The organism is Ruegeria sp. BHSA162 (assembly GCF_059613385.1).
On the sequence record NZ_JBXWSK010000079.1, the window covers coordinates 1 to 15,732 of the forward strand.

Annotated in this window: 15 protein-coding genes; 8 read left to right on the forward strand and 7 right to left on the reverse strand. The window is 63.0% G+C overall.

Features of this window, described 5'->3' with window-relative positions; all coding sequences use genetic code 11:
• From AC2FM5_RS16425 to AC2FM5_RS16440, 4 genes are all read right to left on the reverse strand, one after another.
• Window positions 1-334 (reverse strand): uroporphyrinogen-III C-methyltransferase (locus AC2FM5_RS16425; RefSeq protein WP_496736855.1); only part of this gene is annotated, 334 nt, incomplete at its 3' end.
• Window positions 335-547: 213 nt separating this feature from the next.
• Window positions 548-955, reverse strand: coding sequence for a cupredoxin domain-containing protein (locus AC2FM5_RS16430; protein WP_170359694.1), 408 nt, complete (start codon window positions 953-955; stop codon window positions 548-550).
• Between the two features lie 54 nt (window positions 956-1,009).
• Window positions 1,010-2,797 carry a NapC/NirT family cytochrome c gene (locus tag AC2FM5_RS16435; RefSeq protein WP_496736857.1) on the reverse strand — a complete coding sequence of 596 codons (1,788 nt, stop codon included), beginning with the start codon at window positions 2,795-2,797 and terminating at the stop codon, window positions 1,010-1,012.
• A 145-nt stretch (window positions 2,798-2,942) separates the two neighbouring features.
• Window positions 2,943-4,619, reverse strand: a complete 1,677-nt coding sequence (locus AC2FM5_RS16440) for a cytochrome D1 domain-containing protein (RefSeq protein WP_496736859.1) — start codon at window positions 4,617-4,619, stop codon at window positions 2,943-2,945.
• Window positions 4,620-4,852: 233 nt separating this feature from the next.
• Between AC2FM5_RS16440 and AC2FM5_RS16445 the strand changes: the two genes are divergently transcribed.
• A complete protein-coding gene (locus AC2FM5_RS16445; RefSeq protein WP_170444848.1) occupies window positions 4,853-6,046 on the forward strand; it encodes an NnrS family protein in 1,194 nt (397 codons plus the stop codon).
• Between the two features lie 5 nt (window positions 6,047-6,051).
• On the opposite strand, the gene AC2FM5_RS16450 is transcribed toward AC2FM5_RS16445, so the two are convergent.
• Window positions 6,052-7,158, reverse strand: a complete 1,107-nt coding sequence (locus tag AC2FM5_RS16450) for a Hint domain-containing protein (protein WP_496736862.1) — start codon at window positions 7,156-7,158, stop codon at window positions 6,052-6,054.
• 244 nt (window positions 7,159-7,402) lie between these two features.
• Here AC2FM5_RS16450 and AC2FM5_RS16455 point away from each other — a divergent pair, with 244 nt between their 5' ends.
• The 6 genes from AC2FM5_RS16455 to AC2FM5_RS16480 are packed head-to-tail and all read left to right on the forward strand — an operon-like array spanning window position 7,403 to window position 12,806.
• Complete coding sequence (locus AC2FM5_RS16455; RefSeq protein ID WP_005977183.1) at window positions 7,403-7,852, forward strand: c-type cytochrome; 450 nt, start codon at window positions 7,403-7,405, stop codon at window positions 7,850-7,852.
• 15 nt (window positions 7,853-7,867) lie between these two features.
• Complete coding sequence (locus AC2FM5_RS16460; protein WP_170359704.1) at window positions 7,868-9,235, forward strand: cbb3-type cytochrome c oxidase subunit I; 1,368 nt, start codon at window positions 7,868-7,870, stop codon at window positions 9,233-9,235.
• Window positions 9,235-10,050, forward strand: coding sequence for a CbbQ/NirQ/NorQ/GpvN family protein (locus tag AC2FM5_RS16465; protein ID WP_437342534.1), 816 nt, complete (start codon window positions 9,235-9,237; stop codon window positions 10,048-10,050). The genes AC2FM5_RS16460 and AC2FM5_RS16465 overlap by 1 nt, the downstream gene beginning before the upstream one ends.
• A gap of 8 nt (window positions 10,051-10,058) precedes the next feature.
• Window positions 10,059-11,981: a nitric oxide reductase activation protein NorD gene (locus AC2FM5_RS16470; protein WP_496736864.1), complete on the forward strand. Its 1,923-nt coding sequence runs from the start codon at window positions 10,059-10,061 to the stop codon at window positions 11,979-11,981.
• Window positions 11,978-12,526: a cytochrome c oxidase subunit 3 gene (locus AC2FM5_RS16475; RefSeq protein ID WP_496736865.1), complete on the forward strand. Its 549-nt coding sequence runs from the start codon at window positions 11,978-11,980 to the stop codon at window positions 12,524-12,526. The genes AC2FM5_RS16470 and AC2FM5_RS16475 overlap by 4 nt, the downstream gene beginning before the upstream one ends.
• Window positions 12,527-12,530: 4 nt before the next feature.
• Window positions 12,531-12,806, forward strand: coding sequence for a cytochrome C oxidase subunit IV family protein (locus AC2FM5_RS16480; protein WP_170367416.1), 276 nt, complete (start codon window positions 12,531-12,533; stop codon window positions 12,804-12,806).
• Window positions 12,807-12,865: 59 nt separating this feature from the next.
• On the opposite strand, the gene hemA is transcribed toward AC2FM5_RS16480, so the two are convergent.
• Window positions 12,866-14,089, reverse strand: coding sequence for a 5-aminolevulinate synthase (gene hemA, locus AC2FM5_RS16485; RefSeq protein ID WP_170372720.1), 1,224 nt, complete (start codon window positions 14,087-14,089; stop codon window positions 12,866-12,868).
• A gap of 179 nt (window positions 14,090-14,268) precedes the next feature.
• On the opposite strand from hemA, the gene AC2FM5_RS16490 reads away from it, so the two are divergent.
• Window positions 14,269-14,970: a Crp/Fnr family transcriptional regulator gene (locus AC2FM5_RS16490; protein ID WP_170359769.1), complete on the forward strand. Its 702-nt coding sequence runs from the start codon at window positions 14,269-14,271 to the stop codon at window positions 14,968-14,970.
• A 10-nt stretch (window positions 14,971-14,980) separates the two neighbouring features.
• Here the strand turns inward: AC2FM5_RS16490 and AC2FM5_RS16495 are convergent.
• On the reverse strand, window positions 14,981-15,732 hold a 752-nt coding region (locus AC2FM5_RS16495), incomplete at its 5' end, for an ABC transporter ATP-binding protein (RefSeq protein ID WP_496736868.1).

A 15,732-nucleotide genomic window follows, 5' to 3' on the forward strand; every position in this document is an offset into this window, starting at 1 on the left:
CAACCGCAATGCCATGGTCCATCAGAAACGCCGCCTCTTCCGAGCCGCGGCCAAAGATCATCGGATCGCCCCCCTTGAGGCGGGCAACCCTGTGGCCCGCGCGGGCCTGTTCCAGCAGGATCTGGTTGATCCGGTCCTGCGGCACGGTATGGCATTTGGGCGCCTTGCCCACGGGGATCAGCCGCGCACCGGGGGCGTGCATGGCCAGGATCTCCTCCGAGACCAGACGGTCGTAGACCACCACATCCGCCTCGCGCAGCATACGCAAGGCGCGCAGGGTCATCAATTCGGGGTCTCCGGGTCCGGCGCCGATCAGAAAAACCTTACCGCTCATGGTGCAATCTCGCTTGGTCTGAATGTCATCGGGACCCGGGTGTTCCGGTAGGTTCCGAGCGCGGACAGAGCGGCGGATCGGGACGTTGCTGGGATGGCCGGGCGTGTCATGGCCGCAGACTGGCGCATTCGCAAAGAGGCCTCCTTGACATAAGTTAAGGAGCGCGGGATTTGCGCCCGCGCTCCTTTAGTTTGCCTGTATGTGTGCCTGCGTTCAGGGCTCGACGGTGACCATGCCGACCATGTTCTGCGTTTCCCAATGCGGGCCGCACAGATAGTTCTGCGGGCCGGGTTCAAGGAACGTCATCTCGACCGATTCCTCGGGGAAGATGCGGTCGGATTCGGGCTGGCTGCCGTCCTTCAAAAGCACCGAATGGCTGGTGCGCTTGTCCACGTTGACCCAGCGCACCGTGGTGCCGGGCTTGACCGTGATCTGGGCCGGGCAGAAGTGGTACTTGTACATCAGCACCACCTCGGCATCCAGCACGGCGTCGGAAGGATCGCCGAAGAGTTCGACATAGCTTTCCTCGGCCTCGGCGCAGATCTGGTCGGCTTCATCGGCTAGGGCTGGCAGAACCATCGCCAGGGTCAGGACTGCGGTCAGAAGGGGCTTGGTCGTCATGGTCGCGTGTCTCCTCGGCCGTGGAAAAGGGGCCGTATCGCCGGCCCCTTTTCGTTACTGTTTGACCACGTTGATGTCGGCGCTGTCGTCATCCAGCGCGAGGCTGGTGTTCAGCGTGACGTGGTGGAACCGTGCGGCCGAGTGGTCATCGTGGATGGCAAAGCCCACCGTGTAGGTCTTGCCCGGCTCCAGCGGCACGTCGCCCGGTGCGCCCGAGTTCAGCGGCCGCGAGAACACCACCGTCCACATGCCGCCCGACAGGCTGGCCGAGGCCGAGATCTCGCCATCGTTGACCGCGCGCTGTTCCAGCAGATAGCCATTGGTGGCGCTGCCGTCGGCATAGACGCGCATCAGGTCAAGGAATGTGCCGTCCTGCAGGTATTGCGCGATCTGCTCTTCGGCCTGCAGCTTGTCCCAGCCGCCTAGCGGCTTGCCGCGCCGGCCTTTGACTTCGACCTCGGTGCGGCTTTCGCTGATGTACTTGGTGACGGTGTCCTTGGCCGTCAGGCGTGCGGCCACGTCCGGGTTGGCGGCGATGGTTTCGGCATCGGGCGCAAAGGGCATATAGGTGTTGTCGGCGTGGCACGAGGCCCAGCACCCCACCTGTTCGCCCAGCTCGATCCCGGTGCCGGTGATCATCATGGCGACCTTGATCGGGTTGTCCGGATCCATCTTACCGCCGTCGACGAAGGGCGCGGGATTGTGGCCCGCATCCGCCCATTGCAGCCGGATATACAGGATTTCGTCGTCATGCGCGGCCTGAACCGTAGCGTCGATCACCCCGCGCTTGCCGGGGATGGGGGTCGGTTCGAGATCACCGCCAGCGACGATCTTGTTGCCGATAGCGTCCAGCTCCTTGGCGTGGCAGGTCGAGCACTGGTCGCCACCCTTGGTCAGAGGGCGTGCGCCACCGTGGGTCTTGCCGTTCTGCACCCATTCGAACGAAGCCTGTCCCGGATAGAACAGTTTCAGATCGGTGCTGGCCACGGCGTTCCAGTCGATGTTGCCACCAACGTCGCTGCCGCCCGAGGCCGCGGCGTCGGTTGCTGTGCCATCGGCCTTGGCGCGTTCCTCGGCCAAGGCGGTGTCGACCGCTGCAGCGATCTGCGCTTGCACCGCCTCCTGCTGGGCTTTGCGGGCGGCTTTCTCGGCTTCGGCCTCGGCGGCCTCCTTGGCTTCGATCCGCTCCAGGCTGGCCAGGTATTCCGGCGGGATCGGACGGGCGAAGGCCGGGTTCGGGGCTTCGAGCTCTTCCAGAAAATCTTCGGGTGCGCGGTCACGGATGTTCGAGTGTGCGATACCCTTGTGGCAGTCGATGCAGGTCTGGCCCACCTCCATCGCGTTCAGGTGCTGCTGCCGCGCGCGTGGCTTCTGGAACTCGGGCATCATCGACTCGAAATCGTGGCAGTTGCGGCACTCGCGCGAGTCGGTCTTTTTCATCCGCTGCCATTCGTTCATGGCCAGATGGATGCGCTTGGCCTCGAATTTCTCGGGCGTGCTGATCGAGCCAACCATCTTGCCGTACAGCTCTCTCGAGGCTTTGATCTTGCGGATGATCTTGTGCGTCCAGTCCTTGGGCACGTGGCAGTCCGAACAGACCGCGCCCACGCCCGAGCGGTTCACGTCATGGATCGTTCCCTTGTACTCGGTGTAGATATAGTCGCGCATCTCATGGCACGAGACACAGAATTTCTCGGTGTTGGTGGCTTCCATGGCGGTGTTGAACCCGCCCCAGAAGATGATGCCGGCGACAAAGGCCGCGGCGATGCCGGCCACGGGCATTCCCCACAGGAAATACCGGTGCCAGATCGGTTTTTTCTTTTCCGGTTCGGACTGGGTCATGTCCAGGCTCCGTTTTGGCTGTCATGTCTGGCCTTGGATTTCAGGCCGGTTGGAATGGCGGTTGGGATGCCGGGCAGGGCGCCGCGGACAAACGTGGAAAGGGCGGGCGAGGGGCCCGCCCTTTCCTGTGCTTGCTGCCAACCCGTCAGGTGACGTGGTTCGAGCGGTTGTAGACGTTGAACTTGCCGGTCGGCGCATAGAGCCCGTCGATACGGCCGATCTCTTCCAGCGTCTTGGCGTCGAAGATCACGATTTGACCGTTGGGCTCCTTGGAGTCCGACAGGTTCCACTTGGAGACCCAGACCTCGGTGCCGTCGGCATTGAATTCAAAGTGAACGGCGGCACTGCCTTCGTCTTCGGTGATCTGGATCGTTTTCACGATCTCGCCGGTCTCTTTCGAGATGACTTGCACCGACTGCTGGATTTCCGGCTCGGGGTGTTTGGTCTGGTCAGCCCAGATGTAGTCTGAGTTCGGGTGGGTGCGGACAAACAGGCCGGGGCCGTCCGTCTCTACTTCGTAGCAGACCTTCCAAGCCTGATCCGGGTGGCCTTTGGGGTCGTTGCCCCAAACGGTCACGGTACCCACACCCAGGTGGGTCGTGCCGGCAACCGGTCCACAGTTCGGATCGACCCAGTTTGCGCCCGGTCCGGGGTGCGGCAGGGCGGCGGTGTCGATCATCGCCTCCAGCTTGTGGGTTTCGGTATCGACGACTACCATTTTGTTCGACGCGTTCGCGGCGATCTGGAAATAGCGGCCCGTCGGGTCAAAGAACCCGTCATGCAGGAACTTGGCGCTGTCGATCTTGTCGATGCGCAGGTTGTCGAGGTCCGTGTAATCGACCTGCCACAACTGGCCCAACTCTTTCACGGCGACGATCCAGGTCGGTTCGTTCGGTGTCGTGTAGATCGCGGCCACGCGGCTTTCTTCGACATAGTCGCCGTCCACGTTCACGCCGCGGGTCGAAACGACCTTGAGCGGTTCCATGGTTTTGGCGTCAACGATCGCGAAGTGCGGCGGCCAGTAACCACCACCGATGACGTATTTGCCATCGCCGGAAACTGCGACGTCGCGGGCGTCATAGGCGATCTTGACCTCCGAGACCAACATCTTGTCCGGCGTCTGCCAGAGGTCGATTTTGGTCATCTTGCCGTCGCGACCCATGGTGTACCAGAAACGGCCGGGATGTTCCGGTTCGGTCAGGCTGTGGTGTTCGGACGCTTTCAGAACGTGCACGGCATAGCCGGTGGGGATGTGGGTCAGCACCTCTTTGGTGTCGCCGTCGATTACGGCAACCTTGCCCACGTCACGTTCGATGACGACGAAGAAGTTCTCCCAGTTGCGACCGTGCAGCGGCTCGGTCGGATAGTCTGCCTCTTCGACATAGACCTTGCGGGTCGCCTTCATCTGTTCCAGCGACATTTCCGGCGGCTTGGGCGGGTCCATCATGATGTAGGTCGCCATGTCGCGGATCTGCTCCTCGGTCATGATGTCCGAGAAGTTGTTCATACCGCCTTCGGTGCCCCACGCGATGATCTTTTCAAGGCGCTCCTGGCCCAGTTGCAGGGTGCCGCCTTCGGTCACGGTGCCGTCGGCTGCGGTTTTCTTCCAGTGTGGCTCGAGGTTCTTGCCGGTGGCGCCCTTGCGCAGCACGCCGTGGCAGCCGGCACATTGTTCGAAGTAGAGCTGTTTCGAAGCCTCGAAGGCTTCGTCGCTCAGGGTTGGCTCTTCGGCGAATGTCGGAGCAGCGACGCTGCCCAACAACATGGCCAGACCGATCCTGAAGGCGCGGCCGGTGGTGTAATGGCTGATTCCAAGTGACATGATCACTCTCCGTTTGCTGGTGAGGCAGGCCGGACACTGCGCCGGGACGGGCGTCTTCTCCTTGACGAAAGTCAACGGAGGGGGTGTTCAGACGGAAATGACGCGGAAAAAAGCCATGAAAATAAGTGCTTTTTGGGGTCATGTTTTCGCCGACGCTTGATTTTGGTTAAGGGGCGCGGGTCCGCCGGTTGCTAGTGCTTGGCCATCGAACAGCTTGGCCAAGGAGAGCAGGCATGCCATCGGCAATCACGCGCGTTATGGGTGAGGGGTTCCGGGTCTTTTTTCTGTTTGCAGGTCTTTACGGCGTGTTTGCCGGTCTGGCCTGGGGAGGGTGGCTGGCAACGCTGGCAGGGATCGAAATATGGACCGAGGCGCCCTATGCCATGAGCCCGCCGATGTGGCACGCGCACGAGATGATTTTTGGTTATGCCAGTGCCGCACTGGGCGGGTTCTTTCTGACCGCAGTTCCCAACTGGACCGGCGCCCCCGAGGCGCGGCGCTTGTTTATTGCCGCTGCAGCGGCGCTGTGGTTGGCCGGTCGCGTGGCACTGTGGTTTTCGGGTGTGATCGACCCGGTGATTGTCGCGGTGCTCGACCTCGCCTTCGTGCCGGTTCTTGCGGCCAAGATCGCCACCCAGCTTATCCGGCGACCAAAACCGCAGAACATGATCTTTCTTCTGTTGCTGGCCTACATCTGGGTGTCCAACCTGTTGACCCATCTGGACTGGATCGGTGTGACGACCGGAACCCTGGATGTCGGTCTGCGTACAGGACTGCTGGCCTTGTGTTCCATGATCGCCATTCTGGGTGGTCGGATCACTCCGGCCTTTACGCGCAATGCAATGAAGCGGGAAGGCGTGCCCGAAGCTGAGTGGCCTGTCAGTCGCGATTGGATGGAAAAAAGCAATATGGTGCTGGCCCTGCTGCTGCCCGCTGTGATGCTGATCTTCGGGGCCGGGCACGCGGTCGCGATTTTGGCGCTGGTCCTCGGAGCGATACAGGGCTTGCGCCTGTCAGGTTGGCGGGGGGCTTGGGCTGTCCGGCAGCCGATTCTGTTTGCGCTGCATCTGGCCTTGGGGATGCTGGGCCTTGGACTGGTTCTGTGGGGAATGGGCTTGTTGGGCCTCGGCAGTGAACTTGGTGCGCTGCATGTGTTGGGCATCGGCTGCGTCGGTGGCATGACGCTGGCGGTCATGAGCCGCGCGGCGCTTGGCCATAGCGGACGGGCGCTGGTCGCCCCCGCGCCGGTGGTCGTCGCCTACGGAGCTATGGCTCTGGCTGCGATTCTGCGCTGGATTGGGTCCGGGTTGGACGCGCAATTCTTGACTGCCATGCTGGTTGCCGACGGGCTGTGGATCAGCGCGATGGCGCTGTATGTGGTGGCGATGTGGCCGGCCTTGGTGGGTCCGCGTGCGGTACCGTCCTGAGCGGCTCAGGCCCGGTCGATCAAAGGTCGCGCGTTTTTGACATGCCGATGGATCATGTGCCGCGCACGCTTGCCGGTTTCGGGAATGGGCCGAGCGGCGAGCGGGACATGATCCGGGTCGTCAAGCTCGGGGAAAATCTCGAAGATCTCGTCTCGGGCATCGCGGCCAATGCTTTTGAGTGCTTCGGGCCCGGTGTACAGGCTTTCCGACGGAGCCCCTTCGGCGGTCACGATTTCATGGCGGTCGAACAGAATGTGGTAGTACGTCACGCTGCTGACGGTTTCATCGGCATGAACGCCGGGAACGCCGACCAGCTTGTGGGCTGGGATCAGCACCTCTTGGGCGTCGAACATGCGCACGGCAATCGCCGAGCGAACCAGCATCCGGTGCTGCGGAGAGACCCGCAGGTCGCGCCGCGGTAGACCCGCCCCCAGCGCTCCGGCTGATACACAGATCGGACGCAGGCGTGGGTTGGCCTGCAAATCGACCGACGTCAGGATGCGCGAGCCGACCCAGCGAATCGGTTGCGGGCCGTGATCGAGCGTCAGCACCAGATCGCCTTCGGCCAGATCTTCTATCGCCTTGGCGCCGGTGGGTGTTTCGATCAGCGTACCGGCGGTAAAACAGGGCACGTCGACAATGGCTGTGGGATCGGTGGTGTCCGGAGCGTTTGAAGGGGTCACATTCGAACGAATGAAGGAATAGGCGGTACCGGGTACCAAAGGTTCGGACGTGATGTATCCGACAAGATTCCCTTCAACCTCGACCCGGAAAACATCGATCGTACCGCCGCCCGGTTTGGTCAGGGCGTAGGATTCTTCCAGATAGATAGCGCCGGAATCAAAGGTGGTTGATCCGTCAAGGCTGGTGACGACGCCTGTCTGTGTCAGGTCATCGCCGACTTCGTTGTTGAAACGGTCGCCGTTGAAATCAGTTCCGTTGTCCGGATCTCCGTTCACGAGCGTTCCACCGGCCGCGTCGGTTACGTCAAATACCCGGCGATCGGTGTTCGGATCATAGCCTGAACTCAGAGTGATGGTACCGGAGTTAAACCCGGTAAAACTAAGTGAAATCACCCCTGGCGCGTAGCCGATATAGGAATAGTTCGCCATCTCTTACTCGTTCACTCGCTCAATCAAAGACACCGGAACAGCACATCACGGATCCGGAAACTCCATCTGACTTCGCACCCTGATAACAGCGGTTCAAGGCGATTTCGGGGCATTTCACGCTTATTTTAAGGGAATGTAGCCTATTGGCCGTGTGCCAGGACAGAGTCTTGACTTTCGTTAAGGCGGCAAACCGCCCATCCCGCCATTGTCCCCCCACCAGCAAAGCGGCGCAAAGGAGAGCGCAATGCGAGAAGTCATGACCAAGAGCATGGCCCGCAACATATTCTATGGCGGGTCACTGTTCTTCATTTTAATCTTTCTGGCCCTGTCGGCCCACTCACACCTGTACATCGTCAATTCGCCGAACTCGGCGAAGCTGGATGAGAGCGTGATCCGGGGCAAACACGTCTGGGAAAAACACGCCTGCATCAACTGTCACTCGATCATGGGTGAGGGTGCCTACTTCGCCCCCGAGGTCGCCAACGTGATGACCCGCTGGGGCGTTCTGGACGACCCGGAATCGGCCTTTGAATCTCTCAAGGGCTGGATGGAGGCGCAACCCACCGGCATTCCCGGTCGCCGGCAGATGCCAAGGTTCAACCTCAGCGACGAAGAGATCCGTGATCTGGCCAACTTCCTGATCTGGACGGACAATATCGACGCTCAGGACTGGCCCCCGAATGACGCGGGCTGAGAAGGGAACGGAGCAATGAAATACGAATCCCAAAAAGTGGCCTATGCCTATTTCGCATTCGCAATGGGCCTGTTCGCGATCCAGGTGATCGGCGGTCTGCTGGCCGGCTGGATCTATGTATCCCCCAATTTTCTGAGCGAGCTTCTGCCGTTCAACATCGTGCGGATGCTGCACACCAACGCGCTGATCGTGTGGCTGATCACCGGCTTTTTCGGCGCGGCCTATTTCCTGATCCCCGAAGAGGCCGAGCGCGAGATCCACTCGACCAAGCTGGCCTATATCCAGCTGGCGATCCTGATCTTGGGTACGCTGGGTGTGGTGCTGACCTATGTCTTCAACCTGTTCGAAGGCAACTGGCTGCTGGGCAAAGAGGGGCGCGAGTTCCTTGAACAACCCAAATGGGTCAAGGCCGGCATCGTCGTGGCGGCGCTGATCTTCCTCTACAACGTGTCGTTGACCGTTCTGAAGGGCAAGAAGACCGCCATCACCAACATCCTGCTGCTGGGCCTCTGGGGTCTGGCGCTGCTGTTCCTGTTCGCCTTCTACAACCCGGGCAACCTGAGCCTCGACAAGCAGTACTGGTGGTACGTCGTTCACCTGTGGGTCGAAGGCGTGTGGGAGCTGATCATGGCCTCGATCCTGGCCTACCTGATGCTCAAGCTGACCGGAGTTGACCGCGAGGTGGTCGAGAAATGGCTGTATGTCATCGTCGCCGCCGCGTTGTTCTCGGGCATTTTGGGCACCGGCCACCACTACTACTGGATCGGTACGCCGGGTTACTGGCAGTGGATCGGGTCGATCTTCTCAAGCCTCGAGGTGATCCCGTTCTTTGCGATGATGGCCTTTGCGTTCGTCATGGTCTGGAAGGGCCGTCGGGACCACCCCAACAAGGCCGCGCTGCTGTGGTCGCTGGGCTGTGCCACGCTGGCCTTCTTCGGCGCCGGCGTCTGGGGCTTCCTGCACACGCTGCACGGGGTGAACTACTATACCCACGGTACGCAGATCACGGCGGCGCACGGGCACCTGGCCTTCTACGGCGCCTATGTCTGCCTCAACCTGGCGATCTTCACCTATGCGATGCCGATCCTGAAGAACCGTGATCCGTACAATCAGGTGCTGAACATGGCCTCGTTCTGGCTGATGACCGGCGGCATGGTCTTCATGACCTTCGTGCTGACCTTTGCCGGCACCGTCCAGACGCACATGCAGCGCGTGGTGGGTGACTACTACATGGATGTGCAGGATCAGGTCGCGATCTTCTACTGGATGCGCTTCGGCTCCGGTCTGGTCGTGGTCATCGGTGCGCTGCTGTTCATCTACTCGATCTGGGTTCCGCGCAAAGAGGTCATCGAACCCGGCGTCGCGGAAACCCCGGCGGAGTGATGAATATGGACGGCTCCATGAAACTGGGAACGGGGGCGGCAGACGCCCCCTTCTACCTGCCCCAGGGCGACGAATGCGACGTGTTCGCCGCCGCCTATACCAACAAGCTGCCGGTCCTGCTGAAAGGCCCGACAGGTTGCGGCAAGACCCGCTTCGTGTCCCATATGGCCGCCAGTCTGGGTCGGCCGCTCTATACCGTGGCCTGCCACGACGACCTGGCCGCCGCCGACCTGATCGGGCGCTACCTGCTGAAAGGCGGCGAGACCGTCTGGGTCGATGGTCCCCTGACCCGCGCGGTGCGCGAGGGCGCGATCTGTTACCTGGACGAGGTGGTCGAGGCGCGCAAGGATGTGACCGTGGTGCTGCACCCGCTGACCGACGACCGGCGCATCCTGCCGATCGATCGCACCGGGGAAGAGCTTGAGGCCGCGCCCGGCTTCATGCTGGTGGCCTCCTACAACCCCGGCTATCAGAACATTCTGAAAACCCTCAAACCCTCGACCCGGCAACGGTTCATCTCGCTGGAATTCGACTTCCCCTCGCCTCAGATGGAGGCCGAGGTGGTCGCGCAGGAAAGCGGTCTGCCGCTGGAGCGCTGCAAGCCGCTGGTGCGGCTGGCGGGCAAGCTGCGCGGGCTCAAGGGTCAGGACCTCGAGGAAGGCGTATCCACCCGCCTGGTCGTCTATGCCGCGACTCTGATCGCGCAGGGCATGTCCACCGACCGCGCCATCCTTGCCGCCATGATCGAACCTCTGACTGATGACGAGGATATCAAACGCGGGCTCCTCGATCTTGTCACCGCCGTCTTTGGGTGAGGCCGGCGATGGTCAGGATCGACTTTGAGCCATGGGAACCCGAAGAAACCATCGGGAAACTGTGGCACAGCCTTGCCAGCCGCCTTGATGCACCAGAGGTGCACGAAGGAGCCGCGGTCGACCTGTCGCAGGTCGCGGGGCGGCTGGCCGTTCTTTTCCGGGGGCTTGGGGGCAGTCCGGGCGTCGAGCTGCGCCCGGTTTCGCCCGAGCTCTCGCGCCACCGGCTGGGCTGGCGGCGCAAGCTGGCCACCGAGGCCGAGCTGATCCCGCGCGCCAGTTTCGATGGCGAGGTCCTGCGCCTGCCCGACCGGCTGGCGGTGTTTCCCGCACGCGAGGCCAATGGCGCGCTGTATGTCTGGCTGGCGGCGGTGGCCGCCCATGCCGGAACCCGCATCGACGAGGACGATCCTTTGCGCGCCGATCTGCGCGCCCTGCAGGCGGCCCGCGCGATGGTCGCCGCAACGCTCGAGGACGCGCCGGGCCTGTGCCCGCTTTACACCGAACTGTGCAAGGGCGTGCTGTATCAGCGCAATCTGCCCGGCCTGCCCTCGGCCGAGGCCGCCGTCGAAGACCTGATCCGTTGGATGCTGGGTGATCCGGCGCCCCTGTCCGCCCGCGCCCAGGCCTACGACGCCCTGGGCGACGACGTGGCCGCCCCGCGCGGGTACCAGCCGTTCCGCCCGGTGCCTCTTTGGCCCGAACTGCGCGCGGTCGCGTTTTCCGAACACACCGAGGTCGAAAGCCGCGACACCGACGGCCCACCCGAGGAATCAGGGGAAAAGACCCACCGCGCCCGCCGCCGCAAATCCGACCAGGCCGAGCGGCAGGACAGTTTGATCCTGCACAAGTTCGAGGCGATCCTCAGCTGGGCTGAATTCCTGAACCTCAACCGCCGGATCGACGATGACGACCCGGACAACGCGAAAAAGGCCGCCGACGATCAGGACGAAATCGGGCTGGGCCAGATATCGAAGGCGCCGCCGACGCGGCTGAAGCTGCATCTCGATCTCGCGCCCGAAGACGTGAACCGCGAGCGCCTTTCGGGGCGTGTGCTGTACCCGGAATGGGATGTGCGCACGGGGCAGTATCTGCCCGATCACGTCAACGTTCTGACTTCGGATGCCGAGATTCGCGAGGATGTCGCCGATTTCGGCAAGGACCCGGCCACCGCCCGCCGCATCCGCGCCGTCAAACGCCAGTTCGAGGCCCTGCGCCCGGGCCGCGTGATGACCCGCGGCCATCTGGACGGCGACCAGCTGGATATCGAGGCCGCCGTGCGCAGCGCCGTGGACCGCCGCGCCAATGGCGAGGGCAACGAGCGCATCTGGATGCAATCCCGTCCCGAGGCGCGCGACCTGGCGGTGTCGATCCTGCTGGATGTCAGCCGATCGACCGAAAGCGCGGTCGCGGGGCGTGCGGTGATCGATATCGAACGCGAGGCACTGGCGGCGCTGGCCTGGGGTCTGAACGCCTGCGGCGACGATTTTGCCATCCACGCCTTCAGTTCGCTGAAACGCCAGCGGGTCTATGTGCAGCGCTGCAAAAAGTTCAATGAGCCCATGACCGCCACCGTGGAGCAGCGCATCGCGTCGCTGCGGCCGGGCCATTACACGCGGCTGGGGGCGGCGATCCGTCATGCCTCGGCCGATCTGGCGGCGCAGGCGCGCAAACGCCGGCTGCTGCTGGTGATCACCGACGGCAAGCCCAACGATCTGGACCACTACGAGGGCCGCCACGGCATCGAAGACACCTGCATGGCCGTGCGCGAGGCGCGCCGGGCGGGGCAGTCGGTCTTTGGCGTCACCATCGACAAGACCGGCAAAAGCTGGTTCCCGCGCATGTTCGGGCAAGGCGGGTTCGCGGTGATCCCCGACCCCAACCGCCTGACCATGGCCCTGCCGCAGATCTATCGCCAACTGGTCGGCGCATGAGTGATGCTTCGCTGATCGACGAGCTGCCCGGCGAATTGCTGATGTGGGTTCTGATCGTCTCGGAACTGCTGGTGTTCGGGGCCGGGCTGACCGCCTTCGTGGGCGTCCGCCTGACCGACCCGGCAGGCTTTGCCGAGGCGCAATCCCATCTCTACCGAACCGGGGCCGCGCTCAACACCGGCGTTCTGGTCACATCAGGCTTTCTGGCGGCGCGGGCGCTGCGCTGGCGGCACGCGGCGCGACGCGGTGCCGCGCGGCTGGCCCTGATCGGCGCGGCCCTGCTGGGCGTGGTGTTCCTGATCATCAAGGGCGCGGAATATGGCGGCAAGGCCGCGCAGGGCATCAGCTACGAGACCCACCCGTTCTTCCTGTTCTACTACCTTCTCACCGGGTTCCATGCCGCGCATGTGCTGGCCGGGGTCGTCATTCTGCTGCTGGTCGCCTGGCGCGACGATCCCCGCAATATCGAGGCGGGGGGCCAGTTCTGGCACATGGTCGATCTGGTCTGGGTCCTGCTCTTTCCGGTGATCTACCTGTTGGGGTGACGCGATGCCGAGGTTCTTCTTTGCTCGACCCACCCAAGCGGATCGCCTGACGCGCGCCTGGGCCGGCCTGATCGCGCTCAGCCTGGCCTCGGCCCTGCTGACCCTCATGCCCGTAGGGTCCCGACCGGTCGGGGGCGGTATCCTGCTGTTGGCCCTGTTCAAGGCCCGCGTCATCCTGGCGCGGTATCTCGACCTTGAACGCAGCCCGGCCTGGCTGCGCGGCTTCACGCTGGTGCTGAGCACCTTTGCGGCACTCATCTTTGCGCTCTACCTGGTCTGAGGCAAAAAAGAACCGCCGCGCACAGGGGCACGGCGGCTTGCCAGTTCAGGGACAGAAATCTATTGCGCGGCCATCGGCATCCGGGCGATCTGGCACCGTTGCCACAGCGCCGAGAGCGCGCCGACCAGATGGTCGATATCGGCATCGGTGTGCACGGGTGAGGGCGTGATGCGCAGCCGCTCGGTTCCTTTGGGCACGGTGGGATAGTTGATCGGCTGGATGTAGATGCCGAACTCTTCCAGCAGCGTGTCCGAGATGAACTTGCACTTGACCGGGTCGCCCACCATCACCGGGATGATGTGGCTGGGGTTGGGCAGATGCGGGATGCCCTCGGTGTCGAGCCGGGCGCGCACCTGGGCCACGCGCGCCTTCTGCAGGTCGCGTTCCGCATTCGATTGTTTCAGATGCCGGATCGAGGCCGCCGCCCCGGCGGCGATCGCCGGGGGCAGGGCGGTGGTGAAGATGAAGCCGCTGGCAAAGCTGCGCACGAAGTCGCACAGCGCGGCCGACGCGGCGATATAGCCGCCCACCACGCCGAAGGCCTTGCCCAGCGTGCCCTCGATCACGGTCAGACGGTGCATCAGACCCTCGCGCTCGGCGATGCCGCCGCCGCGGGGACCATAGAGGCCGACCGCATGGACCTCGTCCAGATAGGTCATGGCGCCGAATTCATCGGCCAGGTCGCAGATTTCCTTGATCGGCGCGATGTCGCCGTCCATCGAATAGACCGATTCAAAGGCGATCATCTTGGGCGCCTCGGGGTCGGCGGCGGCCAGCTTGGCGCGCAGGTCGTCCAGATCGTTGTGCTTCCAGATCACCTTCTGCGCCCGCGAATGGCGGATGCCCTCGATCATCGAGGCATGGTTCAGCGCGTCCGAGAACACGATCAGGCCGGGGATCTTTGCCGCCAGCGTCCCCAGCGCCGCCCAGTTCGAGACGTAGCCGGATGTGAACAGCAGCGCCGCCTCTTTCCCGTGCAGGTCGGCCAGTTCGTGTTCCAGCAGGACGTGGTCATGGGTGGTGCCGGAAATGTTGCGGGTGCCGCCCGCACCGGCGCCGCAGCGGTCTAGCGCATCATGCATTGCCGCCAGAACCGAGGGGTGTTGGCCCATGCCCAGATAGTCGTTCGAACACCAGATGCGCACGTCCCGTGCCGCCGCGCCATCGGTCTGGCGGGCATTGGGGAAGGCGCCGCATTTGCGCTGCAGATCGATGAAGACACGATAGTTGCCCTCGGCCTTCAGGTCGCTGAGGCTCTGGCTGAAGAAATGCTCGTAATCCATGTCTCGATCTCCCCGGAAAACTGGCCGTTGGCGTGCAGACTATGGGCGCGCGCGCGCCGGGAACATGACAATAGTCAAGCGAGGCCGGGAAAAGGGTGGTGCGCGGCGCGCGGGTTTGGCATAGGCTGGCGCAGGGATGGATGGGTCGGGTTTTCGGCCGGACAAAAGGGGATGCCTTCGTGGCGCATGAAGCACAAAAAGCCATTGCGCGGCAGTCGTTGCTGCTCAAAAGCCTGCCGGATCAGCATGTCGAAACCCTGCTGAGCCACGCGATCTGGCGCCAGTATGACCGTGGCGAGACGATCTTTGTGCAGGAAGAAAGCGCCCAGGCCGTGCATGTGGTGCTGGCCGGATGGGTCAAGCTGTTCCGCATGTCGCCCACCGGGGCTGAGGCCGTGGTCAGCGTCTTTACCCGCGGCGAAAGCTTTGGCGAAGCGGTAGCGCTGCGCAACGTGCCCTATCCGGTTTCGGCCGAGGCGGTCTCGGCCTGCGAGATCATGCACATTCCCAGCCCGGTGCTGATTTCCTTGATGAAGACCGACCCCGAGATCGGGATCTCGATCCTGGCTTCGACCTTCACCCATCTGCATTCGCTGGTGTCCCAGCTGGAACAGCTCAAGGCCCAGACCGGGGCGCAGCGGGTGGCCGAGTTCCTGCTGAACCTGTGTGATTGCGACGAAGGCGCCTGCGAAGTCGAGCTGCCTTATGACAAGATGCTGATCGCCGGGCGTCTGGGCATGAAGCCCGAAAGCCTGAGCCGTGCGTTTTCACGGCTCAAGGCGGTGGGAGTAAAGATCAACCGCAACCACGCGGAAATCTCGAACATTCCGCAGCTGCGAGACTATGCCGACAGCGACCCGGCCGACAATTGGGGGCGCTGAACGCGCCCGGTCAAACCCGCAACCCGTCCTCTCCGAACGTCAGTGCATTGGCCGGATCATAGTCGATGCCGACCTGTGTCCCCGGGGACACCTGATGCTGACCAAAGGCCCGAACGGTAAAAGGCTTTTCGGTACCGATATCGACCAACACGTTGGTATCTGCGCCAAGGTTTTCCACGTGAACGACTGTGCCTGACAGCGGACCCGTCTGCCCAAGGCGAGCGTATTCAGGGCGAATGCCGATAAGTTGCCGGCCAGATCCACCGATCCGATCGGCGGGCACGAAATTCATCGCCGGAGACCCGATGAACTCGGCCACGAACCGGTTGGCGGGGTTGTTGTACAGCTCCATCGGGCTGCCGATCTGTTCGACTCGGCCGTCCCGCAACACGACGATCTTGTCCGCCAAAGTCATCGCCTCGGTCTGGTCGTGGGTCACGTAGATCATGCTGGCGTCGATCTGGCGGTGCAGGTTTGCGATTTCGACCCGGGTGTTCAGGCGCAACGCGGCATCCAGGTTCGACAGCGGTTCATCGAACAGGAACAGTTTGGGGTTGCGCACGATCGCGCGGCCGATCGCGACGCGCTGGCGCTGACCGCCGGACAACTCGGCCGGGCGACGTTCAAGATAGGGATCCAGCGACAACATGCGGCTGGCTTCGGTGATGCTGCGCGCGATTTCGTCCTTGGGATGCCCGGCCTGCTTCAAGCCCAGTTCCATGTTCCCCCGAACAGTCAGATGCGGATACAGCGCATAAGACT